This is a genomic window from Micromonospora sp. A3M-1-15, from assembly GCF_024213425.1.
GTDB lineage: Bacteria > Actinomycetota > Actinomycetes > Mycobacteriales > Micromonosporaceae > Micromonospora > Micromonospora chersina.
In genome coordinates, this window is the sequence record NZ_JANAVK010000001.1 from 1153415 (window position 1) to 1176715 (window position 23301).

Sequence of the window (23301 nt, forward strand, 5' to 3'; positions counted from 1 at the left end):
CGACCGCCGTCGCCGGTCACCCGGGCGACGGCGGTCGCGGTGTCGAGGTCAGGCCAGGTTCGACGAGCGGGGGTACGCGTCGGCCGGGTCGGTCAGCACGTTGACCAGGTACGGCACGCCCGCGTCGAAGGCGCGGGACAGGGCCGGGCCCAGGTCGGCGGCCTTCTCCACCGTCTCGCCCGCGCCGCCGAGCGCCTCGACGACCTTGTCGTAGCGCAGCCCGGGCTGGAGGTCGGCGGCCACGTCGTAGCCGTACATGGCCCGCATGGGGTGCTTCTCCAGACCCCAGATGCCGTTGTTGCCGACCACGATCACCACGGGGAGCCGCTGGCGGGCCAGGGACTCCACGTCCATCAGTGAGAAGCCGGCCGCGCCGTCGCCCATCAGCACGCAGATCTGCCGGTCGGGGTGGCTGACCCGGGCCCCCATGGCGTAGCCCATGCCGGTGCCCAGGCAGCCGTACGGGCCGGGGTCGAGCCAGGTGCCCGGCTGGGCCGGCTCCAGGTACTTGCCGGCGTACGAGACGAAGTCGCCGCCGTCGCCGATGGTGATGGCGTCCGGGGCGAGCACCTTGCGCAGCTCGCCGTAGACCCGGGCCGGGCGGATCGGGTCGGTCTCGGCGGCCATCTCCGCCGCGTCGCGGGCCTTCGCGGCGTCCTCGGCCGTGCGCAGCTGGGCGATCCAGTCGGCGTGGTCGGCCCGGTCGCCGGGGTGCTCGGCGAAGGCGGTGAGGATCAGCCGCAGGTCACCGGCGGGGGCGGCGGCCGGCTGGACGTGCCCGGCGCGCTGGCTGGGCGCGTCCACCACGTGCACGACCTTCGCGTCGCCGAAGTCGCCGAAGGCGAGCCGGAAGTCGAGCGGGGTGCCGACGACCACGACCACGTCGGCGCCCTTGAGCGCGACCCGGCGGGCCTTGGCGAAGGCGAGCGGGTGCTCCGGCGGCAGCGCGCCCCGGCCCATGCCGTTGGTGAAGATCGGCACCTGGAGGGACTCGGCGGCGGCCCGCAGCGCCTCGACGGCGTCGCCCGCGTACACGTCGGAACCGGCGATGATCACCGGCCGGGACGCGCCGGCGATCAGGGCGGCGGCCTTCGCGACCTCGTCCGGGTCGGCCTCGATGGGCGCCGGCGGGGTGACCGTGGGCAGGTCGGCCTCGCCGACCGAGAAGACCGCCTCCAGGGGGAAGTCGAGGAAGGCCGGGCCGCGGTGCGGGGTGAGCGCGGCGGTGAGCGCCGCGGTGACCGCGCGCGGGATGTCGTCGACGCCGAACACCGTCTCGGCGTGCTTGGTGACCGGGGCGACCAGCGGCAGGTGGTCCATCTCCTGGAGGCTGCCGGAGCCCCAGCGGAACTGCGGGGCGCGCCCGCCGAGCACCAGCACCGGTGAGGCGTTGAAGAACGCGCTGGTCAGGCCGGAGACACCGTTGGTGACACCGGGGCCGGCGGTGAGCACGGCCAGGCCGGGGCGGCGTTGGAGCTTCGCCACCGCCTCGGCGGCGAAGACGGCGGACTGCTCGTGCCGGACGTCGTAGATCGGGAAGCCGGTCTTGTGCGCGGCGTCGTAGAGCGGGAAGACGTGCCCGCCGGAGAGGGTGAACATCTCCCGTACGCCGTGCGCGCGCAGCGCCGCGAGGGCCAGTTCGCCGCCGTGCCCCTCGACCCGTTCCGTCATCGCCACTTCCCTTCGTCATGACCGGAGTCACACGCTACTGGCCGGTAGGCGGGATGTGAACCGTTCTCGGGTCGGCGGCGGGTGGGCCGCCGACCCGGACCGGCGGTCAGCGGCCGGTGAAGCCCGGCCTGCGCTTCTCCACGAACGCCGCCATGCCCTCACGCCGGTCGTCGGTGGCGAACAGCGCCGCGAAGAGCTGGCTCTCCCAGGCCAGGCCGGAGTTGAGGTCCATGTCCAGACCGCCGTCGACGGCCAGCTTGGCCGCCCGCAGCGCCTGCACCGGGCCGGTCAGGTACGGCTTCACGTAGGCGACCGCGGCCTCGTAGACCTCGGCGGCCGGGACCACCCTGTCGGCCAGGCCGATCCGCAGCGCCTCCTCGGCGTCGACCATCCGGCCCGTCATGATCAGGTCCTTGGCGCGGGCCGGGCCGACCAGGCGGGCCAGCCGCTGGGTGCCGCCGGCGCCCGGGATGATGCCGAGCTTGATCTCCGGCTGGCCGAGCTTGGCGTCCTCGGCGACGATCCGCCAGTCGCAGGCCAGGGCCAGCTCGCAGCCCCCACCGAGGGCGTACCCGGTGATCGCGGCGACCACCGGCTTGGGGATCCGGGCGATCGCGCCCAGCGCGCTGGACAGGTCGGCGGCCCGGTCGGCCATGTCCACGTAGGACATGTCGGCCATCTCCTTGATGTCCGCGCCGGCGGCGAAGACCTTCTCCCCGCCGTACACGATGACCGCGCGGACCTCGGCGTCGGCGGTGGCCGCCGCGGCGGCGGCGCGCAACTCCTCCTGCACCTGGGTGTTCAGCGCGTTCATCGGCGGCCGCTCCAGCCGGATGGTGCCGATGCCGTCCTTCACTTCCAGCCTGACGAACTCGCCCACGCTGCCCTCACTTCCTCGTCGAAGTCGCGTGCCAACCTTACGACCAGGGTCGTTGGGGTAGACAGTGTGGTGTCGACGGCTCCAGGTCGCCGCGCGGCGTCAGACGCGCCGAGCTGGAGTTGTCGCAGCCACCGGGAGTGAGGCCATGATCACCTACTACGACGACCGCTCGGTCCGGGTCACCTCCACCGCCGTCCGGGTCGACGGGCGCACCTATCCCCTCGCCGAGCTGGGCATGGTGTGGCACCGCCGGGGCAACCGCTCCTGGCGGGTGCTCGCCGGCCGGGGCGCGATCGGGGCGGCCCTCGCCGGCCCGCTGGTGGCCGCCGTGCTCGGCATCGGGCTGGCGGTCTGGCTGCACCGCTCCGCCGTGGTCACGATCGCCATCGTCGGCGCGTCCGTGCTGGTCGGCCTCGGCGTCGGGCCGCTCGCCGACGTGCTCTTCGAACACCTCGACCGGTCGTACGCCCGGGGCAGCCGGGAGTGGGAGATGTGGGCGCGCTGGCGGGGCCAGCCCGTGCGGCTGCTGCGCACCGGCGACGCGCTGCGCTTCGGCCAGATCTACCGGGCGGTGCAGCGGGCCATGGAGAGCGCGCCCGCCGCTCAGCGGGCTCAGCGCGCCGGTCAGAAGGCGATCGGCTCGTCGGGCAGCAACCCGAGGCCGCGCAGCAGGCCGTAGGTGTCCTGCTCGCCCCAGAACTGGACGATCCGCCCGCCGGCCAGCCGGTACATCTTGCAGGCGCTCTGCACCGTGGTCGCGCCGGTCGCGTCCCGCCGGTAGGTCTGCGCCATCGACACCACCACCCGGTCCGCGGCCGCGAAGATCTCCAGGATCTGCTGGTCGAGGACGGTCAACCCCGGCGAGGAGACGGCCGCCTCGGGGTACCGCCGGCCGCGCACCGCCGTGCCGGAGCCGTAGATCTCCACGTCCTCGGCGACCACCTCGGCCAGCTCGGCCAGGTCCTTGGTGACGAAGGTCCGCAGGTACCGCCGGACCACCTCGATGTTGCGCTCCTGCTCGGTGCCCGCCTCGATCCCACTCCGGTCCGCCATGCCGCGACGTTACCGTCGCGCCGGCAGCCGTACCGTCCCCTCTGGACTCCCGGTGGTTAGGCTGAGTGATGACCATCTATTACCGGGACGACGCGGTACAGGTCACCTCCGAGGCCATCCACGCGGGCGGGCACGTCGTCGCGCTCGCCGACGTCACGTACGTCTGGCACGCCCGCGGCGCCACCACCCTGGCGGTCCGGGGCCGGGTCCTGGGCCGCGGGGTGCTGGTCCTGCTGCTGTCGCTGCCGCCGCTCGTCGCGCTGGTCTGCGTGCTCTCGCTGGCGTGGGCCGCGCAGGACCGGGGCGACTGGAAGCTGGCGCTGGTCATCGTGGCGGCGTTCGTGGTGGTCGGGCTGGCCCTGACCCCGTTCCTGGAGGTGCCGCTCGGCTGGCTGGACCGCTCCTACGAGCGCGGCAACCGGGTGCACGAGCTGTGGGTTCAGCACCACGGGCGGGAGGAGCTGCTGCTGCGCACCCCCGACGCGCTCCGGTTCGGGCAGATCTACCGGGCCGTGCAGCGTGCCGTCGAGCAGCAGGGCGACCGCCGCTGAGCGCCCGGCGCGGCCGCCGGCCGGCCGCCCCGCCGCGGTCCGCGCCGACGGGCGGCGGGTGTGACGGTGGCCGCCCCGCCGCCACCCGGCGGTCCTGGCCGGCGGGACGCACACTGGGTGGCATGGCGATTCCCCTCCCCCGTCCCGGCGCCGTCGTCGGGCTCACCCGTTCCGCCCTGGACCAGGCGTTCGGCTCGGCCGCCGCGTTCGCCGCCGTGCCGGCCCGCGCCTTCGCGGTGCTCGACGACGTGGAGACGCTGCTGCGGCGGATCAACGGGGTGGTCGACCGGATCGAGGGCACCCTGGACCGCACCGACCGGGTGCTCGACGACGCGGAGGCGGCGGTCCGGGAGGTCGCCGTGATCAGCGCCTCCGCCACCGAGGCGATCGAGACCGCCACCGAGGTCGCCGCGGCCGCCGCCGTCGTGGTGGGCGAGGCCGACCGGGTGTCCCGGGCGGCGGCCACCGTGGTCGCCGAGGCCGACGCGGTGGCCGCCCGGGCCGCCGGCACGGTGGTCGCCGCCGGGGAGGCGGCCGGCACCGCGGCCGAGCTGCTGGGCGCGTACGAGCCGACGCTGCGCCGGGCCGCGCCGATGGCGGCCCGGTTCGTCGAGCAGCTCAGCCCGGAGGAGGTGACCGCGGCGATCCGGCTGGTCGACGAGCTGCCGAAGCTGAAGGAGCACCTCACCTCGGACGTGCTGCCGATCCTGGCCACCCTGGACCGGGTCGGCCCGGACCTGCACGACCTGCTGGACGTCACGCGGGACCTCAAGCTGGCCGTGGCCGGCATCCCCGGGCTGGGCATGCTGCGCCGCCGGGGCGAACGCCTGACCGACGAGCCCGTCGACTGACCGTCAGCAGTCGCAGGCGACCGCCGACCGGGGCGCGGTCAGCTCGTCCACCCGGCGGCGCACCGTGCCGGTCGGGGTGACCACCGGCAGCCCCTCCCGGGCCCAGTACTCGAAGCCGCCGAGCATCTCCTTCACGGGCCGGCCGAGCCGGGCGAACTCCAGCGCCGCCCGGGTGGCGCCGTTGCAGCCCGGCCCCCAGCAGTACGTCACCACCGTCGACCCGGCCGGCACGAGCTCGGCGCCGCGGGCGGCGACGTCGGCGGTGGGCAGGTGCAGGGCGCCCGGCAGGTGGCCCTGCCGCCACGCGGCGTCGCCCCGCGAGTCGACCACCACCAGTCCGGGCGTGCCCGCCTCCAGGGCGGCGTGCACGTCGCTGACGTCGGTCTCGAAGCTGAGTCGGGCGCGGAAGTGGGCGGCGGCGGTCGCCGGGTCGGCCGGCGGCACGGAGAAGGTCATGTGCCGATCCTGCGGCCCGTCGGGACACCGGCGGGAGTGGCGTGATCGCCGTCCTTCGCTAACATTCCGCCATGACCTCCGTCGACCGGACCGTGGCGGTGCTCGCGTACCCGGGGATGTCGGTCTTCGAGACCGGCATCGTGACCGAGGTGTTCGGGCTGCCCCGGCCCGAGTTGGAGGTCGACTGGTACCGGCTCACCGTCTGCGCGGAGCGCCCCGGCCCGGTGCCGGTCGTCGGCGGGGCGGCCCTGCACACCCCGTACGGCCTGGAGACCCTCGCCGCGGCCGGCACGGTGATCCTGCCCGGGGTGCCGGACGTGACCGTCGACCCGTCGCCGGAGCTGGTGGCCGCGCTGCGCCGGGCGCACCACCGGGGCGCCCGGCTCATGTCGATCTGCTCCGGCGCCTTCGCCCTGGCCGGCGCCGGCCTCCTCGACGGCCGGCGGGCCACCACCCACTGGCGGTACGCCGACGCGCTGGCCCGCCGCCACCCGGCGGTCACGGTCGACCCCGACGTGCTCTACCTGGACGACGGCGACATCCTCACCAGCGCCGGCAGCGCCGCCGGGCTGGACCTCTGCGTGCACGTGGTCCGGCGCGACTTCGGCGCGGCGGTGGCCAACGCGGTGGCCCGCCGGCTGGTGATCCCGCCGCACCGCGACGGCGGGCAGGCCCAGTTCATCGAGGCGCCGGTGAGTGTGGACCCGGACGACGACCGGATCGCCGCGAGCCTGGCCTGGGCGGTGCGCCACCTGGCCGAGCCGCTGACCGTGGCGGCGCTGGCCCGGCAGGCCCACCTGTCGACCCGCAGCTACCTGCGGCACTTCGCCCGGGCCACCGGGACCAGCCCGATCCGCTGGCTCATCGACCAGCGGGTGCGGGCCAGCCTGGCGCTCCTGGAGACGACCGACGCCCCGGTGGCCGGGATCGCCGCGGCCGTGGGCTTCGACAGCCCGGTCACCTACCGGCACCACTTCGGCCGGGCCATGCGGACGTCGCCGTCGGCGTACCGGCGGGCGTTCCGGGCCGGGGCCGCCTGAGGTCAGGCCGGCCGGCTGAACAGCTCGTCGATCTCCACCCGGCGGGGCAGCGCCACCGAGGCGCCCAGCCTGCGGACGCAGGCCGCCCCGGCCGCCGCCGCCCAGTGCACCGCCTCGACCAGCTCGCGACCCTCGCCCCAGGCCACCGCCAGGGCGGCCGTGAACGCGTCACCGGCGGCCGTGGAGTCGACCACGTCGACCTTCACGGCCGGCACGTGCACGGCGGGCCGGTCGCGCTCGACGTACCAGGCGCCGTGGCCGCCGAGCGTGAGCACCGCACGGGGCACCAGTTCCAGCAGCGCCGCCGGCTCGTCGGCGGCCCGGCCGGTGAGCGCGTGCGCCTCCGTCTCGTTGACCACCAGCAGGTCGACCGCGGCCAGCAGCTCCGCCGGCACCGGCCGGGCGGGCGCCGCGTTGAGCACCACCCGGGTGCCGGCCGACCGGGCCGCCAGCGCCGCCGCGGTCACCGTCTCGACCGGCACCTCCAGCTGCGCGACCAGCACGTCCGCCTCGCGTACGGCGGCCAGCTCGCCCTCGGTGAGGCCGGTGAACGCCTCGTTGGCGCCGGGCGTGACCAGGATGGCGTTCTCCCCCGCGCCGCCCACCATGACCAGGGCGACGCCGGAGGAGCCGTACACCACCCGGAGGTGGCCGGTGTCCACGCCGGCCGCGGTGATCCGGGCCCGGAGGGTGACCCCGAAGGCGTCCGAGCCGATCGCGCCGAGGAAGACGCAGGACGCGCCGGCGCGCACGGCGGCGACGGCCTGGTTGGCGCCCTTGCCGCCGGGCAGCATGACGAAGTCGCTGCCGAGCACGGTCTCCCCCGGCCGGGGCAGCGCGGCGGCGGTGCCGACCAGGTCCATGTTCGCGCTGCCCACCACGGCGACCCGGGTCTGCTGCACGGCATCGTCTCCCGTCGGGTCAGGCGGCGCGCGCGGTCCAGCGCTCGCCGGCCCGCGACACGACCAGCGGCAGGCCGAACGTCTTCGACAGGTTGTCGGCCGTGAGGGTCTCGGCGAGCAGGCCCTGCGCCACGACGCCGCCCTCGCGCAGCAGCAGCGCGTGGGTGAAGCCCGGCGGGATCTCCTCGACGTGGTGGGTGACCAGCACCATGGCCGGGGCGTCCGGGTCGTACGCCAGCTCGGCGAGCCGGGCGACCAGGTCCTCCCGACCGCCCAGGTCGAGCCCGGCGGCCGGCTCGTCGAGCAGCAGCAGCTCCGGGTCGGTCATGAGGGCCCGGGCGATCTGCACCCGCTTGCGCTCGCCCTCGGAGAGCGTGCCGTACGTCCGCTCGGCGAGGTGGGCGACGCCGAGCTGGCCGAGCAGCGCGCGGGCCCGGGACTCGTCGGTGCGGTCGTAGCTCTCCCGCCAGCGACCGACCACCGACCAGGCCGCGGTCACCACGACGTCGGTGACCCGCTCGTCGGCGGGGATCCGCTCGGCGAGCGTGGCGGTGGAGAGGCCGATCCGGGTGCGCAGCTCGTTGACGTCGGTGCGACCGATCCGCTCGCCGAGCACGTGCGCCACGCCGGTGGTCGGGTGCAGCCGGCCGGCGGCCAGGTTGAGCAGGGTGGTCTTGCCGGCGCCGTTCGGCCCGAGCACCACCCAGCGTTCGTCCAGCTCGACCCGCCAGTCGACGTCCTGGAGCAGCGCGCTGCCGGAACGCTTGACGCCGACGCCGTCGAGGCTGACCACCAGATCCGCGTCCACGGGTGCGGGGGCGGGGGCGCCGGCGGCGCCGGGGATCAGGTCACCAGTCACGGTTCCCATCCAACCACGCAGCCGGCCCGGTGCCCCCCACGGGCGTCGTCGCGGCCATAGGGTGGGGCGCCGTGTCGTTGGTCACCACTCCGGGAGGACTCCTCATGCCCGACCGCTGCCGGGAGGCGTGCGGATGAGCGCGGTCATCGAGATCGCCGGTCTCCGCAAGACGTTCCACACCCTGCGTCAGGGGCGCCGGGTCGCCGTCGACGGCTTCGACCTGCTGGTCGAGAGCGGGCAGGTGCACGGCTTCCTCGGCCCGAACGGCTCGGGGAAGACCACCACGCTGCGCGCCCTGCTCGGGCTGGTGCGGGCCGACGCCGGCCGCATGCGCGTGCTCGGGGCCGACTCCCCGGAACGGCTGTCCGAGGTGGCCGGGCGGGTCGGCGCGATCGTGGAGAGCCCCCAGTTCTTCGGCAACTTCACCGCCCACAAGACGCTGCGGCTGCTGGCGCTGGCCGGCGGCGTGCCCACCACCCGGGTCGACGAGGTGCTGGAGCAGGTGGGCCTGCGGGACCGGGGCGACGAGCGGGTGAAAGGCTACTCGCTGGGCATGAAGCAGCGGCTGGCGGTGGCCTCGGCGCTGCTCAAGAACCCGGAGCTGCTGATCCTGGACGAGCCGGCGAACGGCCTGGACCCGGCGGGCATCCGCGAGATGCGCGACCTCATGCGGTCGCTCGCCGCGGCCGGGGTGACCGTGCTGCTCTCCAGCCACATCCTGGCCGAGATCCAGCTCATCTGCGACCACGTGACGATCATCAGCCGGGGCCAGCGGGTCGCGTACGGGCCGGTGGAGCATGTGCTGGCCGGCTTCGACCAGCACGAGTGGCAGGTCCGGGTGGCCGAGCCCGAGCGGGCCGTGGAGCTCCTCGGCCGCGCGGGCCTGTCGGTGACCGCGTACCCGGAGCACCTGGTGGTGACCGGGGTCGTCGACCCCGAGCTGATCAGCCGCACGCTGGGCGAGGAGGGCCTGTGGGTGCGCGAGCTGATCCCGCTCCGGCCGGATCTGGAGAGTGTCTTCCTGGAGCTGACCGGCGACCACCCGCACCCGGCGCTGCCCCGCCAGGTGGACGGGGCCCCGCCGCTCGACGGAGTGATCGACCTGGACGTCCGGGAGAGCCGGGAGGTGGACGCGTGAACCTGGTCCGTGCCGAGCTGGAGCGGCTGGCCGCCCGCCGTTTCGTGCAGCTCATGGTGCTGCTGCTGGTGGTCGCCTTCGCGGTGACCGTGGCGACCACGCTTGCCGGTTCGCACCGGCCCACGCCCGTGGAGTTGAGCCGGGCCCAGGCGCAGGCCGCCGAGGAGGTGCGCAACATGGAACTGGCGCACGACCGGTGCCTGCGGATCAAGGCGGGCACGGTGACCCCCGATGAGAACGACTACCTGCCCCGGGACTGCGCGCAGATCGACCCGGCGCGGATGGAGAAGCTGCCGGCCGCCTCCGACTACCTCAGCGGGGTGTTCGTCTTCGCCAACGAGGCCGAGCCGCTGCTCTACTTCCTGATCGCGTTCCTGGCGATGTTCGGGTTCCTGGTCGGCGCCTCGTACATCGGCGCCGACCTGAACTCGGGCGGCGTGGTCAACCTGCTGCTCTGGCGGCCGCGCCGGATCTCCGTGCTGGGCGCCAAGCTGGGCACGCTGCTCGGCGGGCTGCTCGGGCTCTCCGCGCTGGCGTCGGTGGCGTACCTGGGGGTGTTCTGGCTGATCGGCGTGGCGTCCGGGTTGACCGGCCGGCTCAGTGGCGAGTTCTGGTCGTCGCTCGGCGTCGTCTGGGTGCGGGGCGTGGTGCTGGTGCTGCTGGCCGCGGCGCTCGGCTTCGCCGTTGCCACCGTGGGCCGGCACACCTCGGCGGCGCTCGGCACGGTGGCCGCCTACCTGGTGGTGTGGGAGCTGGGCGCGCGGCTGGTGTTCCAGATCCTGGAGGTGACCCGCCCGGAGCGGTTCATGCTCTCCAGCTACCTGGCGGCCTGGCTGAGCGGCGAGGCCCGGTTCTGGGACGGCAGCGCCTGCGACGGCGGCAACGGCGGCTTCTGTGACGGCTCCTACACGGTGGGCTGGGCGCCGGGGCTGGTGGTCCTGCTCGGCCTGACCGCGGCCCTGGTCGTGGCGGCCTTCGCGGTGTTCCGCCGCCGGGACCTGATCTGAGTCGCGCCGGTGCGGCCCCCGACCAGGGGCCGCACCGGCAACTCCTTGCAGTCGCTCGCCGCTTCGTGAAGAATTCCTTCACATGGCGGCGCGGGCGACGACGGGCCGGCGGTCAGCCGACCGTCGAGCCGAACACCTCGTCGCGCACCGCGTCCAGGGCGGTGCGCAGCGCGCCGCGCAGGATCGGCTCCTCGGTCAGCCCGGTGCTCACCACCCGCGGCCGGACCAGGGTGATGGCGGCGACCTCGTGCTGCACCCGCTCGGCCAGCGCCGCCCCGCCGGCCTGCCCCACCTCGCCGGCCAGCACCACGAGCGGCGGGTCGAGCACCACGCAGGTGCTCGCCACGCCGAGCGCCAGCCGGCGGGCCAGCTCGTCCAGCATCGGCCCGCCGGCGGTGCCGGCGGCGACGGCGGCGCGCACCGCGTCGGCGGCGCCGGCCGCGGCGAAGCCGTGCTCGGCGGCCACCGCGCGGACCGCGTCGGCCCCGGCGAGCTGCTGGAACGCCGGTTTGGCCCGCTTCGACACGTCGCGCGGGATGGGCACGCCGGGCACCGGCAGGTAGCCGATCTCGCCGGCCGCGCCACTGCTGCCGTGGTGCAGCCGCCCGCCCAGCATGATCGCCAGGCCGACACCGGCGTCCACCCAGACCAGCACGAAGTCCGCCGTACCCTGCGCCGCGCCCGACTGGGCCTCGGCCACGGCGGCCAGGTTCACGTCGTTCTCGAAGACCACCGGGGTGTGCAGGTCCTCGCGGAGCGCGGCGAGCAGGCCGCTGTGCCAGCGCGGCAGGTTGAACGCGAAGGTGATGTCGCCGGTGCCCGGATCGACGAGACCCGGGGTGCCCAGCACGATCCGCCGCACGCTGGACAGCTCCGCGCCGGCGCTGCTGGCCGCCTGGACCACCGCGTTGTGCACCACGCCGACCGGGTCGTCGGTGTCCTTCGTGGACTGCTCCACCCGGCCCACCACCGCGCCGGTGATGTCGGCGCAGGCGGCCACCACGCGCTCGGCCCCGACGTCCACGCCGACCACGTACGCGCTGCTTGGGCGGACCGCGTAGAGCTGGGCGTTCGGGCCCCGCCCGCCGGCCTGCTCACCGACCCGGGCGACCAGGCCGCGCTCCTCCAGCCGTTCGACCAGCTGCGACGCGGTGACCTTGGAGAGCCCGGTCAGCTCGCCGATCCGCGCCCGGGTCAGTGGCCCCTGCTCGAGCAGCAGCTCCAGCGCCGCGCGATCGTTGAGCGCCCGCAACAGTCGGGGGGTGCCGGGCAGCCGGGTCGCACTCATGCCACGTCCTCTATTTTCAGTAAAGTTTGCTAACCACAAAACGCCTGCCGAGGGGTGTCCGTTAGCGTATCGGCCACCCCGATCCGGGGCCGTCGGACGACCCGGCAGGGAAAGGGGCTACTCGTGGGGTTGGATCCAGGACTCCGTCGGCTCGCGCTGGGCACGCTGCTGGCGGCGTACCCCGGCCCGGTCCCGCCCGACTGGGCGGTCGACCTGCTCGCCGACGGGCTCGCCGGGCACACCCTGTTCGGCACCAACATCCACGACCCGGCCCAGGTGGCGGCGACCACCGCGGCGCTGCGCGCCGGCCGCCCGGACGTGCTCATCGCGATCGACGAGGAGGGTGGGGACGTCACCCGGCTGGCGCACGCCACCGGCAGCCCGTACCCGGGCAACGCCGCCCTCGGCGCGGTCGACGACCTGACCCTGACCCGCCAGGTGTACGCGGCGATCGGCGCCGAGCTGGCCGCCCTCGGCATCAACCTGGACCTCGCGCCGACCGTCGACGTGAACACCGCCGACGAGAACCCGGTGATCGGCACCCGCTCGTTCGGCGCCGACCCGGCCCGGGTGGCCGCCCACTCGGCCGCCGCGGTCGCCGGCCTCCAGTCCGCCGGGGTGGCCGCCTGCGCCAAGCACTTCCCGGGGCACGGCGCGACGGTCGCCGACTCCCACTACGAGCTGCCCACCGTCGACGTGCCACCGGCCGTGCTGCGCGAGCGGGACCTGCCGCCGTTCGCCGCGGTGGTCGACGCCGGCGTACGCGCCGTCATGACCGCGCACATCCGGGTGCCCGCCCTGACCGGCGACGGTCCGGCGACGTTCAGCCGGGCGGTCCTGGTCGACCTGCTGCGCGGCGAGTACGGCTTCACCGGCGCCGTGATCACCGACGCGCTGGAGATGAAGGGCGCCGCGCTGGCCGCCGGCGGGGTGGGACCGGCCGCGGTCCGTGCCCTGGCCGCCGGTGCGGACCTGCTCTGCATCGGCGCCAAGGTCGACGCCGACCTGGTGGCGCACGTCGTCGAGGAGATCGTGGCCGCGCTCGCCGACGGCCGGCTGGACCGGGCCCGGGTCGAGGAGGCCGCCGGCCGGGCCGCCGAGCTGGCCGCCTGGACGGCAGCGGGCGGCACCGCGGCCACGAACCCGGACGGCCTCGGCTACGCCGCCGCACTGCGCGCGGTGCGCGTGGAGGGCGACGTCACCGGCCTCACCGCGCCGCTGGTGGTGCAGGTGCACGCCACCTCCACCATCGCCGAGGGGCGGGTGCCGTGGGGGCTGGGTCCGCACCTGGCCGGCGTCGAGGAGGTCCGCGCGGTCGCCGGCGAGACCGACCCGGACGAGCTGCGCCGGCTCGCCGGGGAGCGGCAGATCGTGCTGGTCGGCCGGCACCTGCACCGGCTGCCCGGGGCGCGGGAGCTGGTCGACGCGCTGGCCGCCACACACCGGGTGACCGTGGTGGAGATGGGCTGGCCGGGCGGCTGGCGACCGACCGGCGCGCGGGCCTTCGTCACCACGTACGGCGCCAGCCACGCCAACGGCCGGGCGGCGGCACAGGTGCTCGGCCTGTCCGGCTGAGGTCTGCCGGACCCCGTTCCGGGGTACTCCGTCCGGATGAGTGCGATCGACCCCTGGCACCGGGCGCTGGCCGACCTGGTCGCCCGGTCCCACCGGGTGCCCCCGCACGCCCTGTCCGCGGCGGTGACCGCGGCGGTCCGCGACCTCGGCGTGACCGTGACCACCTACCTGGTGGACGTCGAGCAGGAGCTGCTGCGGCCGCTGCCCGAGCCGGGTCGACCGCTGCCGGATCCGCTGCCGATCGACGCCAGCCTGCCCGGCCGCGCCTACACCGAGATACGGGCGCGCGCCGGGCAGGACGGCCGGCTCTGGGTGCCGGTCGTCGACGGCACCGAGCGGTTGGGCCTGCTGGAGGTCGGCCTGCCGGTCGGGGCGGACCCGGACGACCCCGTGGTGCGGGACGGCTGCCGGGCGATCGCCGGCCTGGTCGGGCACCTGGTGGCCAGCAAGTCCTCGTACGGCGACGGCCTCCAGCGCGTCCGGCGCAGCGAACCCATGGCGGTCTCCGCCGAGCTGCTCTGGCAACAGCTCCCGCCGCTCACCTTCGCCACCGACACGGTTGCCGTCAGCGCGATCCTGGAGCCCTGCTACGAGGTGGGCGGGGACGCGTTCGACTACGCGCTGGACGGCGGCCGGCTCGCGCTCGCGGTGCTGGACGGGGTCGGCCACGGGCTGCCCGCGACACTGACCACCTCGGTGGCGCTCGCCGCCCTGCGGGCCGCCCGGCGCACCGGCGGCGGGCTCGGGGAGCAGGCCGCCGCGGTCGACGCGGCCCTGCTCAGCCAGTGGCGGGACGGGCGGTTCGTGACCGCCGTCCTGGCCGAGGTCGAGGTCGACACCGGACTGGTCCGGTACGTCAACGCCGGCCATCCCGCCCCGGTGCTGCTACGCCGGGGACGGGCGGTCCGGGCCCTGACCGGCGGCCGGCGCCCGCCCCTCGGACTGAACCTGCCCGGCGGCGCGCCGGGCGAGACCCGGCTGGAGCCGGAGGACCGGCTGCTGCTCTACACCGACGGCGTGACCGAGGCGCGTGACGCCGCCGGGGAGATGTTCGGTCTGCCCCGGCTGGCCGACCTGGCCGAGCGGCACATCGGCTCGGAGCTGCCCGCGGCGGAGACGCTGCGCCGGCTGAGCCGCGCCGTGGCGACGCACCGCGGCACCGCCTCCCGCGACGACGCCAGCATGGTGCTGATGGAGTGGTCCGGCGCGGCGGCGGCCCGGACGGAGCCCTGAGGCCGTTCAGCGCAGGCGGCGCCAGCCGGGTTCCACGGCGGAGCCGTCGTCCCGGCCGTCCGGCCAGCCGAGCAGGACGTCGACCGCGGTGATCCGCAGCACCCGGGCCACCAGGGGCTGCGGGTCGGCCACCCGGAGCTTGGCGCCGCGGCCGACCGCCTCCGCGGCGCCGCGCAGCAGGGCGGCCACCCCGGTCGAGTCGAGGAAGGCGACACCGCCCAGGTCGACCACGACCTCCAGCAGGCCCGGCCGGTCCAGCACGCCGTCGAGCGCCCGGTCGAACGCGGGCGTCCCGGCCATGTCGAGGTCGCCGACCAGGCTGAGGACCAGCCGGCCCGCCCCCGCGTCACGCGTACCGATCTCCATGACCCACCCGTCCGCTCCGTCAACGCCGTCGCGACCATACCGGCCGCGCGGCATCGGCGCGACGTACGGCTACTTGAACGCGTTCAAATCCTGTCGTACGCTGAGCCGGACTTCAATTTGAACGCGTTCAAGAGGGGCGACGACGATGGATGCGAAGGTCTGGATGTACCTGGCCTACCTCACGGTCAGCATCGGGCTGACCGTCTGGGTGGCCCGGGCGCTCTCCCGCAACGGGCTGGTGTTCCTGGAGGACGTCTTCGCCGACAAGCGGCTGGCCGACGCCGTCAACAGCCTGCTGGTGGTCGGCTTCTACCTGCTCAACCTCGGCTACGTCACGGTCGCCATGAAGGAGTCCGACCCGGTGGGCGACACCAGCCAGGCACTGGAACAGCTCTCCATGAAGGTGGGCCTCGTGCTGCTCGTCCTCGGCGCGCTGCACTTCTTCAACGTGTTCGCGCTCGGCCGCTACCGCCGCGGGCGGCTGCGCCAGCAGGCAGCCGGGCACCCGCCGCTCGCCCCGGTCGGCTACCTCCCGCCGCAGGGCGGCCCCCGACCGGTCAACCCGGCCGGACCGGCGCCGGCCGGACCCACGCCGGGGCAGACGCCGCCCGTACCGCCACGATGACGCTCGCCCCGGGCGGGCGCCCGACGGATCCCACCGGGCACGGGGCCGGTGGGATCCGCGGGTTCACCGTCCTCTACGACGCGCACTGCCCGCTCTGCCGGGCCGCCCGCCAGTGGCTCGCGTCGCGCGCCCAGCTCGTACCCCTGGAGTTCGTGCCGGCCGGGTCGGCGGAGGCCCGGCGGCGCTTCCCGGGGCTCGACCACGACGCCACGCTGCGGGACCTGACCGTGGTGGCCGACACCGGCGCCGTCTACGCGGGCGACGGCGCCTGGTTCGCCTGCCTCTGGGCCCTGGCGGACCACCGCGGGACGGCCGAGCGGCTGGCCCGCCCGCACCTGCTGCCGCTGGCCCGGCGGATGGTGACGACCGCCTCCGCGGTACGTGAGCTGGTCCGGGAACCCCGGCCGGACCCGGGATACGGTGACGACGATGACCGAGCAGACTGCGCCGACGACCGCTGCGGACGGCCCGAGCACCGGGGCGACCGCCCGGGGTGAGCAGACCCGTCAGCTGATCCTGGACACCGCCCTGCGGCTGTTCCGCGAGCGGGGGTACGCGCGCACCACCATGCGCGCCATCGCCCAGGAGGCCGGCGTGGCGGTGGGCAACGCCTACTACTACTTCGGCTCCAAGGAACACCTGATCCAGGAGTTCTACGCGGAAACCCAGCGCGAACACCAGGTGGTGGCCGCGCCGGCGCTGGCCCGGGAGCGGGACTTCGCCGCCCGGCTGGCGGCCGTGCTGCACGCCGGGGTGGACGTGCTGACGCCGTACCACTCGTTCGCCGCCAGTTTCTTCAAGACGGCGGCCGAGCCCACCTCGCCGCTCAGCCCGTTCTCCGCCGAGTCGTCCGGCGCGCGGGAGGCGTCGGTCGCGCTGTTCCGCGAGGTGCTGGAGGGCTCGGCCGCCAAGGTGGACGCCGACCTGCGCGAACCCCTGCCCGAGCTGCTCTGGCTCGGCTACATGGGCGTGGTGCTCTACTGGGTGCACGACCGCTCCCCCGGCCAGGCCAAGACCCGCCAGCTCATCGACGGCGCGGTCCCGCTGGTCGACCGGCTGGTGGGGCTGTCCCGGCTCCGGGTGCTGCGCCCCGTGACCCGCCAGGTCGTCACCTTGATCCACACGCTGCGTCACTGACCGCCCCGGCCGCCACGACGGACTGAATCGCAGGTCAAGTCCGTAACCGGACAGGGGTCACCGGCCCGTCACCCCTTGCTCGACACGCGGTGGACACATAGCGTTACCAGGGTCGGGACCTGGGAGGAGAGGCCGCGGACCGTGGATCCGGCCCGGGATCCACGGTCCGCGCCCGCCTCAACGCGGGAAGACCCCGTACGAGGTCCAGCCCCGGTCCGGGAAGCCGGCCGCCTCGGCCACCCGCGCCGAGGCGTGGTTGCCGTGGTCGTGCAGGTAGGTGGGGACCGCCCCCTCGTCCAGCACCCGCCGGGCCGCCTGGGCGACCAGCCGCCGGGCCAGCCCGCGCCCCCGCGCCGCCGGCGCCGTGCCCACCGCCAGTTCGTGCCCGTACGCGTCGTGCCGCTTGATCCCCGCGCCCGCCTGGTACGCCCCGTCGGCGTCCCGGACCACCAGCACCTCCCGGTCGAACAGCCGCAGCCACGGCGGCAACCCGGGCGTGGTCGGCGCGACCCACTCTCCGACGTCCGGCAGCGGCGCCGGGGCGGTGCTCCACCGGAACAGCCCCTCGTGGGTGGTGAACTCCGGCGCGCCGACCGCCGCCGGGAGGGCGGGCAGCAGGCTTCCGTCGGGCCGCTCCCGGACCAGGTCCCGGATCGCTGCGGCCCGGTCCGGCGGCACCGACAGGAGCGCGCACTCCGGTGAGGCGACCGCGACGGCCGGCCGCAGCCGGCCGTCCCAGGCCGGCCGGGCCCGCCGGTGCGACCGGACCACGTGCAGCCCGGGACCGGCCGGCCACTGCCCCAACCAGGTCGCCAGGTGCAGGAACAATCGCCGGTCGAGCACGTGATCACGGTACGCCCGCCGCGCCGGTCCGGCGCGCCGGTTGCGCCCGCCGGGCGCCGTAAGAACTCGGCAATAGATCGACCACCCGCCCGTGGCTACGCTGGCCTCCGGGTACGGGGAGGTACGCCGTGGCGCAACGGGTGCTGGTGGTCGACGACGACCGGACGGTCGCCGACGTGGTCTGCCGCTACCTGGAGCACGCCGGCTACGAGGTCGGCCACGTCGGGGACGGGGCCGCCGCGCTGGCCGCCGTGGCCCGCCAACCGCCACAGCTCGTGGTGCTCGACCTCATGCTGCCGGTGCTGGACGGGCTGGAGGTCTGCCGGCGGCTGCGGGAGCGGCCGGACGGCGTACCCATCGTCATGCTCACCGCCCGCGGCGACGAGGCCGACCGGATCCTCGGCCTGCAACTGGGCGCGGACGACTACCTGAGCAAGCCCTTCTCCCCCCGCGAGCTGGTGCTGCGGGTCCGCTCGGTGCTGCGCCGGGCCGGCGGCGACCCGGCCGGCGCACCCCCGGAGCTGCTCGCCGACGGCGGCCTGGAGGTGGCGACCGGCCCCCGGGTGGCCCGGCTGCACGGCCGGGAGCTGACCCTGACCCTGCGCGAGTTCGACCTCCTGGCGCACCTCATGCGGCACCCGGCGCGGGCGTTCCGCCGGGCCGAACTGCTGGAGCGGGTCTGGGGGTGGCGCTTCGGCGACCAGTCGACGGTGACCGTGCACGTGCGACGGCTCCGGGAGAAGATCGAGGCCGACCCGGCCGCGCCCCGCCGGATCGTCACCGTCTGGGGCGTCGGCTACCGGTACGAGCCCGCCGATGCGTGACCTCGCGCTGATCTTCGGGGCGGCCCTGGTGGCGGCGCTCGCCGTCGGGCTGGCCGGCGCCGTGGCGCTGCGGTCGCTGCGCGGCCGGTCGATCACCGTGCACATCTTCGTGCTGCTCGCCATGACCGTCGGCGCCGTGGCGGCCGGGGTGGCGGTGGTCGCCGAGGCGATGTTCCTCTCCCCGCACGACCTCGAGGTGGTGCTGACCACGGTGTCCGCCGCCGCGGTGGTGAGCCTCGCCGTCGGCTGGCTGTTCGGCCGCCGGCTGGCCGCCGCGGCCGTCTGGGCCGACCAGGCGCGGGAGCGGGAGCGCCGGATCGAGAAGGGACGCCGTGACCTGGTCGCCTGGGTCTCGCACGACCTGCGCACCCCGCTCGCCGGGCTGCGGGCGATGGCCGAGGCGCTGGAGGACGGGGTGGTGGACGACCCGGCGACGGTGGCCGAGTACCACCGCCGGATCCGGGTGGAGACCGACCGGATGACCCGGCTGGTCGACGACCTGTTCGAGCTGTCCCGGATCAACGCGGGCGCGCTGCGGCTGTCGCTGTCCGCGGTGCCGCTCGGCGACGTGGTCTCCGACGCACTGGCCGGCACCGCGCCGCTGGCCGCCGCGCGCCGGATCCGGCTCCTCGCCCCCGAGTCGGGCTGGCCGACGGTGACCGCCAGCGAGCCGGAGCTCGCCCGGGTGGTGGGGAACCTGCTGCTCAACGCGATCCGCTACACCCCGGACGACGGCACCGTCCGGGTGGACGCGGGCCGGGACGCCGACACCGCCTGGCTGGCCGTCGCGGACACCTGCGGCGGGATCCCGGAGCGCGACCTCCCCCGGGTCTTCGACGTGGCGTTCCGGGGCGAGCCGGCGCGGACCCCGCGCGCCGCCGACGACGGCGGCTCGGGCGGGCTCGGGCTGGCCATCGTGCGCGGGCTGATTGAGGCGCACGGCGGGCGGGTAGATGTCCAGAACATCACCGACGGCTGCCGATTCGTGGTCCGGTTGCCGGCCACGGGAACCTGACGCATCGATCCCGCGTCATATTCATTTCCATACATGTACAAGTTTCTCTGGGACGGTAATGGTCATGCCGAATCAGCCGAATGACCGGTACCAGCAGGACGCCGAGCAGCGCTGGCGGGCCGTCGAGGCCGCCGGGCGGTTCCCGGCGCAGGCCGACTACCGGGGGGCCCGGCGCGGGTCGCTCTCCTGGGCGGCGCTGAACGCGCTGCCGGCCGGCGCCTCCACCCGGCGCGGCCTCACCGCCCGCTGACACGCCTGGCCCGCTCCGCACCGAGCTTTCGCACAGGTGTCCTGTAGCGTCTTGTGGTCCGAAACCCGGCCTACGACAGGAGAAGCTCCGCGCATGGGCAAGAAGACGATCCACGTCTCCGACTTCAGCGGCCAGGTGCTGCGCCCCGACGACGAGGTGGTCAAGGTCGTCGTGCTGGAGCACCCGGACCTGGTCGCCGGGCCCGTGCAACTCGACGCCACCCCGGTCGAGGTGGAGAGCCTCGACGACGCCGCGCTGGACGTGGCCGTGGTGGAGATCCACGACAAGCACGGCGGCGGCGAGCCGCGGCGGGTGGTGCTGACCGCCAGCGAGTTCGACGCGATGGCCACCGACGTGCCGATGGCGCGGCTGCTGCGTACCGCCGAGCGGGTAAAGCCGCCCAAGGTCCGGCGCGGCGCCGAGAAGATCGACTACGGCACCATCGAGCACGCCGGCAAGCCGCACCGCGGCCGGGTCACCGAGGAGGAGGCCCGGCTGGTCCGCGAACAGCTCGACGAGGTGAACAAGCGGCTCGCCGACGCGGGGATCCGCCAGGTCGACCCGGCCGACCCGGAGCACGCGGCCCGCTACGGCTTCCCCACCGCCTGACGCACCCGCGCCGGGCACGCGCCCCCGTGGCGCGTGCCCGGCGCGGGGTGTGGCGCGTGCCCGGCGGGGGCTGTGGTGCGGCGCGGCTCAGGCCCGCTTGCGGGTGATCTCGGCCAGGGCGCCCTCGACCGCGGACTCCAGGGCCGCCTTCTCCAGCCCGAGGCCGGTGAGCACACCGTCGCCGTCCTCCTCCTCGAGCAGGGCCAGCAGGATGTGCTCGGTGCCGACGTAGTTGTGGCCGAGCCGCAGCGCCTCCCGGAAGGTCAGCTCCAGGACCTTCTTGGCCCGCGCGTCGTAGGGGATGAGGTCGGGAACCTGGTCGGCCTTCGCCGGCAGGGTCGCGGTGACCGCCTCCCGCAGCCGCTCCAGGGGTACGCCCCGGGCCACGATCAGCGCGGCCGCCAGCCCCTCCGGTTCGGCGAGCAGGCCGAGGGCGACGTGCCCCGGCGTGATCTCGGCGTTGCCGGCGGTGCGCGCCTCCTCCTGCGAGGCCACCACCACGTTGCGGGCCCGCGGGGTGAACCGGCCGAAGCCGGCGTTCGGGTCGAGCGCGGCGGCCGTCTCGGCCTTCGCGGCGGACCGCTTCTGGGCGGCCTGCTTGCTCACCCCCATACTGCGGCCGATCTCCGTCCAGGAGGCCCCCGACCGGCGGGCCTGATCGACGAAGTGTCCGATCAGGTGGTCGGCGATGTCGCCCAGGGTGTCGGCGACCAGGACGGCGCCGGTGAGCTGGTCCAGCGCGTCACCGTGCACCTTCTTGATGCCGTCGATCAGCTCATCGAGGCGTACCGGGTGGGTCATCTTCAGCGGCTCTGTCTCCTCCATGCGTCAACCATAGGTTGACGGAGTCGGCGCGTCAACCGTTGGTTGACGACTCCCGGCGCGGACATGACAGAGCGCCCCGGCCCGCGGGGAGCGGGCCGGGGCGCTGTGCGGCGTGCGGTCAGGCGACGAAGCGGGTACGGCGGCGGCGGGCGATCAGGTAACCGCCCCCGCCGAGCAGCAGCAGCGCCCCGCCGACTCCGGCCATTACGCCGATGTTCGCGCCGGTCACCGGCAGGCCGCCGCCCTCGCCGCCCGAGGCACCCGCGCCGGGCGCACCCGGGGCGCCGGTCGAGGTGGCCGTCGGCTCGGCGCCACCCGTCGGGGTGGCGGTCGGCGCGGTGGTCGGCGTCGCGGTCGGGGTGGGCTGCGTGGTCGGCACGACCAGCTGGGCGTACGCGAAGTTGATCGGCCGCGGCGTCTCCGGCAGCGGCAGCTCCCGCTCGGCCAGAGTCAGGGCCGCCTGGGTGCCGCGCACCGCCTTCGTGCCCTGGCCTGCGTCGCCGTCGGCGAACTGCTGCACGCCGCCCTGGGCGTCGACCCACTGCTTGCCGTACCAGTGGAAGACGATCGAGGTGACCTTGTCGGGCCGCGCGTCGGCCTTGACGGTCACCACGTCACCGACGATCGCCAGGGTCTGCTTCGCGGCCAGCTCGCTGTCGAACTCGCACCAGGCGGACTCCAGGTTGCTGTCCACCGCGTACCAGCAGTTGTCGTGCTTGACGGCCAGGTCCAGGTCGTCGAGCACCCGGACCTGCACCACGAGGCCGGCCACCGGGGCGTCGCCGAGGTTGGTCACGCCGAGCGCGGCCGGCACCACCTCACCGGACTTGACCGGGTACTTCATGTTGAGCCCGGTGGCCGGGTCCACCTCGGTGACGGCGGCCAGGGTGGCGCTGTCCGGGCCCGGAGCGGCGTGCCCGGCGGACGGCAGGGCGGCGACGCCGGCGGCGAGGACCGAGGCCCCCAGAGCGAGGCGGGCGGCGAAACGTGCGGTCATGCGAAAACCCCCGTATTCAGGATGACCGCAAGACCCTACCCATCTTCTCCCGCCGTCGGGGCCCGGCGAATGCTCGCATACCGGACCCACACTCCACTGTGGCATGCACGACACCGCTGGCCGGCACCCCCTGTTCGGGGTGCCGGCCAGCGTTCGTTCGTGTGTGTCAGCTGTTCCAGCTGTGGGCGACGATGTCGGCGGCCTGCTGCTCCCACTGCGCGTACGCGTCCGGGTAGGCCGAGACCTGCACGGTCTGGGCGGCCTCGGTCAGCGGCATGTCCTGCCAGCCGTCGACCTGCTTCAGACCCTTCAGGAACGCCAGGGTGGAGTACTCGGGGTCGGTGATCTGCTCCGGCGTGCCCCAACCCGAGGACGGGCGCTGCTGGAACAGGCCCAGCGAGTCGTGGTCGTTGCGGTCGCCGAGGTGGCCCAGGTTCTCCAGCTTCGACTCCTGCAGCGACGTGGCGATGGAGATGACCGCGGCCCGCTCCGGCAGGCCGGCCTTCTTCGTGGCGGCGATGATCGCCTTGGCGTTGGCGGTCTGCTCGTCGTTCAGGTCGATCTTCGACTGCGCGCCCTGCACGCTCACCGCGACCGGCTTGGTGCCCTGCACGGGGGCGGCGTCGGCGTGGGCGGCGACCGGACCGGCGAAGATGCCACCGGTGAAGGCCAGACCAGCAATACCGAGAACGCTCTTCCGCAGCATCGTGTTCATGGGGGAAAGCTCCATTCGGGGGTTGGCGCACACGCCGATAGGGGGTCGGCCGTGCGCAAGCACCGTCAGGCGCTCAACAAAGTCTTGGGGGATCCGGTGCGCGGGGCGGGGCCTCTTCGTCGCGCCGGGACCATGTACAACGACCGGCGGCCCACCATCATTCCGGGCCCGGGACACCCGCGTCCGCGGGCCGTCCTCCTCGATCGTTCACGGGGATACAACGACCCCGGCCCGCCGGCCATTCCGCCGCCAGGGTGCCGCCGACCACCCCCGAAACGGACACCCCGCCCAGGCCGCACCGATCGAGCGGAACACCATGGGTGCATCCGGGCGCCGGAGACACCCATGACGTTCCACCCAACGCCCCGCGCCCACGCTCGGTGGAACACCACGAAGGTATCCGGGCGCCGGAGACATACATGACGTTCCACTCAGCCATTCGAGGCCAGGGGCGGCGTCGGACGTTCGCCCCAAGCCGACGGCAGCCGGCGTCGGGCAGCCCGATCTTGGATATGCCAGCGGTGTGGCGGGGGGGCTGGGGGCCCGGAACGCGTCAGGCCCGATCCGAGAGGACCGGGCCTGACCGAACCG

General features: G+C 74.8%; 26 protein-coding genes and 1 pseudogene. 15 read left to right on the forward strand and 12 right to left on the reverse strand.

Going from position 1 to position 23301, the window contains the following annotated elements:
* Positions 1-48: 48 nt before the first annotated feature.
* Together NLX85_RS05220 and NLX85_RS05225 are read right to left on the reverse strand one after the other, a co-directional pair.
* The gene (locus NLX85_RS05220; protein ID WP_254331875.1) at positions 49-1671 is read right to left on the reverse strand and encodes an acetolactate synthase; all 1623 of its coding nucleotides are present in this window, start codon (positions 1669-1671) and stop codon (positions 49-51) included.
* 106 nt (positions 1672-1777) lie between these two features.
* Positions 1778-2551: an enoyl-CoA hydratase-related protein gene (locus tag NLX85_RS05225; RefSeq protein ID WP_254331876.1), complete on the reverse strand. Its 774-nt coding sequence runs from the start codon at positions 2549-2551 to the stop codon at positions 1778-1780.
* A gap of 145 nt (positions 2552-2696) precedes the next feature.
* Between NLX85_RS05225 and NLX85_RS05230 the strand changes: the two genes are divergently transcribed.
* Complete coding sequence (locus NLX85_RS05230; protein ID WP_254331877.1) at positions 2697-3230, forward strand: DUF6232 family protein; 534 nt, start codon at positions 2697-2699, stop codon at positions 3228-3230.
* On the opposite strand, the gene NLX85_RS05235 is transcribed toward NLX85_RS05230, so the two are convergent.
* The gene (locus tag NLX85_RS05235; RefSeq protein ID WP_254331878.1) at positions 3176-3604 is read right to left on the reverse strand and encodes a nuclear transport factor 2 family protein; all 429 of its coding nucleotides are present in this window, start codon (positions 3602-3604) and stop codon (positions 3176-3178) included. The genes NLX85_RS05230 and NLX85_RS05235 overlap by 55 nt on opposite strands.
* Before the next feature lie 68 nt (positions 3605-3672).
* Here NLX85_RS05235 and NLX85_RS05240 point away from each other — a divergent pair, with 68 nt between their 5' ends.
* Complete coding sequence (locus NLX85_RS05240) at positions 3673-4155, forward strand: DUF6232 family protein (RefSeq protein ID WP_254331879.1); 483 nt, start codon at positions 3673-3675, stop codon at positions 4153-4155.
* Between the two features lie 122 nt (positions 4156-4277).
* Positions 4278-5006, forward strand: coding sequence for a hypothetical protein (locus NLX85_RS05245; RefSeq protein WP_254331880.1), 729 nt, complete (start codon positions 4278-4280; stop codon positions 5004-5006).
* A 3-nt stretch (positions 5007-5009) separates the two neighbouring features.
* Here NLX85_RS05245 and NLX85_RS05250 read toward each other — a convergent pair whose 3' ends face one another.
* Entirely contained in the window at positions 5010-5462 is a 453-nt protein-coding gene (locus tag NLX85_RS05250; protein WP_254331881.1) for a rhodanese-like domain-containing protein, read from the reverse strand.
* Between the two features lie 71 nt (positions 5463-5533).
* On the opposite strand from NLX85_RS05250, the gene NLX85_RS05255 reads away from it, so the two are divergent.
* Positions 5534-6502, forward strand: coding sequence for a helix-turn-helix domain-containing protein (locus tag NLX85_RS05255; RefSeq protein WP_254331882.1), 969 nt, complete (start codon positions 5534-5536; stop codon positions 6500-6502).
* 2 nt (positions 6503-6504) lie between these two features.
* Here the strand turns inward: NLX85_RS05255 and NLX85_RS05260 are convergent, their stop codons facing one another.
* Positions 6505-7404, reverse strand: a complete 900-nt coding sequence (locus tag NLX85_RS05260; RefSeq protein ID WP_254331883.1) for a PfkB family carbohydrate kinase — start codon at positions 7402-7404, stop codon at positions 6505-6507.
* Between the two features lie 19 nt (positions 7405-7423).
* Positions 7424-8321, reverse strand: a pseudogene (locus NLX85_RS05265) (ABC transporter ATP-binding protein).
* 75 nt (positions 8322-8396) lie between these two features.
* On the opposite strand from NLX85_RS05265, the gene NLX85_RS05270 reads away from it, so the two are divergent.
* Positions 8397-9401, forward strand: coding sequence for an ABC transporter ATP-binding protein (locus NLX85_RS05270; protein ID WP_254331884.1), 1005 nt, complete (start codon positions 8397-8399; stop codon positions 9399-9401).
* A complete protein-coding gene (locus NLX85_RS05275) occupies positions 9398-10408 on the forward strand; it encodes an ABC transporter permease subunit (protein ID WP_254331885.1) in 1011 nt (336 codons plus the stop codon). The genes NLX85_RS05270 and NLX85_RS05275 overlap by 4 nt, the downstream gene beginning before the upstream one ends.
* Before the next feature lie 112 nt (positions 10409-10520).
* Here the strand turns inward: NLX85_RS05275 and NLX85_RS05280 are convergent, their stop codons facing one another.
* Complete coding sequence (locus NLX85_RS05280) at positions 10521-11696, reverse strand: ROK family transcriptional regulator (RefSeq protein ID WP_254331886.1); 1176 nt, start codon at positions 11694-11696, stop codon at positions 10521-10523.
* Positions 11697-11819: 123 nt separating this feature from the next.
* Between NLX85_RS05280 and NLX85_RS05285 the strand changes: the two genes are divergently transcribed.
* Both NLX85_RS05285 and NLX85_RS05290 read left to right on the forward strand, forming a co-directional pair.
* The gene (locus NLX85_RS05285) at positions 11820-13271 is read left to right on the forward strand and encodes a glycoside hydrolase family 3 N-terminal domain-containing protein (protein WP_254331887.1); all 1452 of its coding nucleotides are present in this window, start codon (positions 11820-11822) and stop codon (positions 13269-13271) included.
* Between the two features lie 36 nt (positions 13272-13307).
* Positions 13308-14504, forward strand: a complete 1197-nt coding sequence (locus NLX85_RS05290) for a PP2C family protein-serine/threonine phosphatase (RefSeq protein WP_254331888.1) — start codon at positions 13308-13310, stop codon at positions 14502-14504.
* A gap of 6 nt (positions 14505-14510) precedes the next feature.
* On the opposite strand, the gene NLX85_RS05295 is transcribed toward NLX85_RS05290, so the two are convergent.
* Positions 14511-14870, reverse strand: a complete 360-nt coding sequence (locus NLX85_RS05295; RefSeq protein WP_254331889.1) for an STAS domain-containing protein — start codon at positions 14868-14870, stop codon at positions 14511-14513.
* Positions 14871-15015: 145 nt separating this feature from the next.
* Between NLX85_RS05295 and NLX85_RS05300 the strand changes: the two genes are divergently transcribed.
* The 3 genes from NLX85_RS05300 to NLX85_RS05310 are packed head-to-tail and all read left to right on the forward strand — an operon-like array spanning position 15016 to position 16632.
* On the forward strand, positions 15016-15495 hold the full coding sequence (locus tag NLX85_RS05300; RefSeq protein WP_254331890.1) for a hypothetical protein: 480 nt from the start codon (positions 15016-15018) through the stop codon (positions 15493-15495).
* Positions 15492-15992 (forward strand): thiol-disulfide oxidoreductase DCC family protein, encoded by a 501-nt coding sequence (locus tag NLX85_RS05305; RefSeq protein ID WP_091312870.1) that lies wholly within the window; start codon positions 15492-15494, stop codon positions 15990-15992. The genes NLX85_RS05300 and NLX85_RS05305 overlap by 4 nt, the downstream gene beginning before the upstream one ends.
* Positions 15925-16632 (forward strand): TetR/AcrR family transcriptional regulator, encoded by a 708-nt coding sequence (locus NLX85_RS05310; protein WP_254331891.1) that lies wholly within the window; start codon positions 15925-15927, stop codon positions 16630-16632. The genes NLX85_RS05305 and NLX85_RS05310 overlap by 68 nt, the downstream gene beginning before the upstream one ends.
* Before the next feature lie 177 nt (positions 16633-16809).
* On the opposite strand, the gene NLX85_RS05315 is transcribed toward NLX85_RS05310, so the two are convergent.
* A complete protein-coding gene (locus tag NLX85_RS05315) occupies positions 16810-17475 on the reverse strand; it encodes a GNAT family N-acetyltransferase (RefSeq protein WP_254331892.1) in 666 nt (221 codons plus the stop codon).
* Positions 17476-17603: 128 nt separating this feature from the next.
* Here NLX85_RS05315 and NLX85_RS05320 point away from each other — a divergent pair, with 128 nt between their 5' ends.
* The 4 genes from NLX85_RS05320 (at position 17604) to NLX85_RS05335 (ending at position 20173) form a co-directional block, all read left to right on the forward strand.
* Positions 17604-18299, forward strand: a complete 696-nt coding sequence (locus tag NLX85_RS05320) for a response regulator transcription factor (RefSeq protein WP_254331893.1) — start codon at positions 17604-17606, stop codon at positions 18297-18299.
* Positions 18292-19314 (forward strand): sensor histidine kinase KdpD, encoded by a 1023-nt coding sequence (locus tag NLX85_RS05325; RefSeq protein WP_254331894.1) that lies wholly within the window; start codon positions 18292-18294, stop codon positions 19312-19314. The genes NLX85_RS05320 and NLX85_RS05325 overlap by 8 nt, the downstream gene beginning before the upstream one ends.
* Positions 19315-19378: 64 nt before the next feature.
* Positions 19379-19564 carry a DNA repair protein gene (locus NLX85_RS05330; RefSeq protein ID WP_254331895.1) on the forward strand — a complete coding sequence of 62 codons (186 nt, stop codon included), beginning with the start codon at positions 19379-19381 and terminating at the stop codon, positions 19562-19564.
* Positions 19565-19657: 93 nt separating this feature from the next.
* Positions 19658-20173, forward strand: a complete 516-nt coding sequence (locus NLX85_RS05335; protein WP_254331896.1) for a hypothetical protein — start codon at positions 19658-19660, stop codon at positions 20171-20173.
* An 87-nt stretch (positions 20174-20260) separates the two neighbouring features.
* Here NLX85_RS05335 and NLX85_RS05340 read toward each other — a convergent pair whose 3' ends face one another.
* The 3 genes from NLX85_RS05340 to NLX85_RS05350 all read right to left on the reverse strand — a co-directional run bounded on the left by NLX85_RS05340 (position 20261) and on the right by NLX85_RS05350 (position 22710).
* Complete coding sequence (locus tag NLX85_RS05340) at positions 20261-20998, reverse strand: Clp protease N-terminal domain-containing protein (protein ID WP_254331897.1); 738 nt, start codon at positions 20996-20998, stop codon at positions 20261-20263.
* 118 nt (positions 20999-21116) lie between these two features.
* On the reverse strand, positions 21117-21995 hold the full coding sequence (locus tag NLX85_RS05345; RefSeq protein ID WP_254331898.1) for an LPXTG cell wall anchor domain-containing protein: 879 nt from the start codon (positions 21993-21995) through the stop codon (positions 21117-21119).
* A gap of 166 nt (positions 21996-22161) precedes the next feature.
* Complete coding sequence (locus NLX85_RS05350) at positions 22162-22710, reverse strand: hypothetical protein (RefSeq protein ID WP_254331899.1); 549 nt, start codon at positions 22708-22710, stop codon at positions 22162-22164.
* Positions 22711-23301 lie beyond the last annotated feature (591 nt).

Excerpts from the sequence above, each read along its gene's own strand:
- NLX85_RS05220 (WP_254331875.1), bottom strand. The coding sequence starts at position 1,671 with ATGACGGAACGGGTCGAGGGGCACGGCGGCGAACTGGCCCTCGCGGCG.
- NLX85_RS05230 (WP_254331877.1), top strand. The coding sequence starts at position 2,697 with ATGATCACCTACTACGACGACCGCTCGGTCCGGGTCACCTCCACCGCC.
- NLX85_RS05235 (WP_254331878.1), bottom strand. The coding sequence starts at position 3,604 with ATGGCGGACCGGAGTGGGATCGAGGCGGGCACCGAGCAGGAGCGCAAC.
- NLX85_RS05240 (WP_254331879.1), top strand. The coding sequence starts at position 3,673 with ATGACCATCTATTACCGGGACGACGCGGTACAGGTCACCTCCGAGGCC.
- NLX85_RS05245 (WP_254331880.1), top strand. The coding sequence starts at position 4,278 with ATGGCGATTCCCCTCCCCCGTCCCGGCGCCGTCGTCGGGCTCACCCGT.
- NLX85_RS05250 (WP_254331881.1), bottom strand. The coding sequence starts at position 5,462 with ATGACCTTCTCCGTGCCGCCGGCCGACCCGGCGACCGCCGCCGCCCAC.
- NLX85_RS05255 (WP_254331882.1), top strand. The coding sequence starts at position 5,534 with ATGACCTCCGTCGACCGGACCGTGGCGGTGCTCGCGTACCCGGGGATG.
- NLX85_RS05270 (WP_254331884.1), top strand. The coding sequence starts at position 8,397 with ATGAGCGCGGTCATCGAGATCGCCGGTCTCCGCAAGACGTTCCACACC.
- NLX85_RS05280 (WP_254331886.1), bottom strand. The coding sequence starts at position 11,696 with ATGAGTGCGACCCGGCTGCCCGGCACCCCCCGACTGTTGCGGGCGCTC.
- NLX85_RS05290 (WP_254331888.1), top strand. The coding sequence starts at position 13,308 with ATGAGTGCGATCGACCCCTGGCACCGGGCGCTGGCCGACCTGGTCGCC.
- NLX85_RS05295 (WP_254331889.1), bottom strand. The coding sequence starts at position 14,870 with ATGGAGATCGGTACGCGTGACGCGGGGGCGGGCCGGCTGGTCCTCAGC.
- NLX85_RS05300 (WP_254331890.1), top strand. The coding sequence starts at position 15,016 with ATGGATGCGAAGGTCTGGATGTACCTGGCCTACCTCACGGTCAGCATC.
- NLX85_RS05305 (WP_091312870.1), top strand. The coding sequence starts at position 15,492 with ATGACGCTCGCCCCGGGCGGGCGCCCGACGGATCCCACCGGGCACGGG.
- NLX85_RS05310 (WP_254331891.1), top strand. The coding sequence starts at position 15,925 with ATGACCGAGCAGACTGCGCCGACGACCGCTGCGGACGGCCCGAGCACC.
- NLX85_RS05325 (WP_254331894.1), top strand. The coding sequence starts at position 18,292 with ATGCGTGACCTCGCGCTGATCTTCGGGGCGGCCCTGGTGGCGGCGCTC.
- NLX85_RS05330 (WP_254331895.1), top strand. The coding sequence starts at position 19,379 with ATGCCGAATCAGCCGAATGACCGGTACCAGCAGGACGCCGAGCAGCGC.
- NLX85_RS05335 (WP_254331896.1), top strand. The coding sequence starts at position 19,658 with ATGGGCAAGAAGACGATCCACGTCTCCGACTTCAGCGGCCAGGTGCTG.
- NLX85_RS05340 (WP_254331897.1), bottom strand. The coding sequence starts at position 20,998 with ATGGAGGAGACAGAGCCGCTGAAGATGACCCACCCGGTACGCCTCGAT.
- NLX85_RS05345 (WP_254331898.1), bottom strand. The coding sequence starts at position 21,995 with ATGACCGCACGTTTCGCCGCCCGCCTCGCTCTGGGGGCCTCGGTCCTC.
- NLX85_RS05350 (WP_254331899.1), bottom strand. The coding sequence starts at position 22,710 with ATGAACACGATGCTGCGGAAGAGCGTTCTCGGTATTGCTGGTCTGGCC.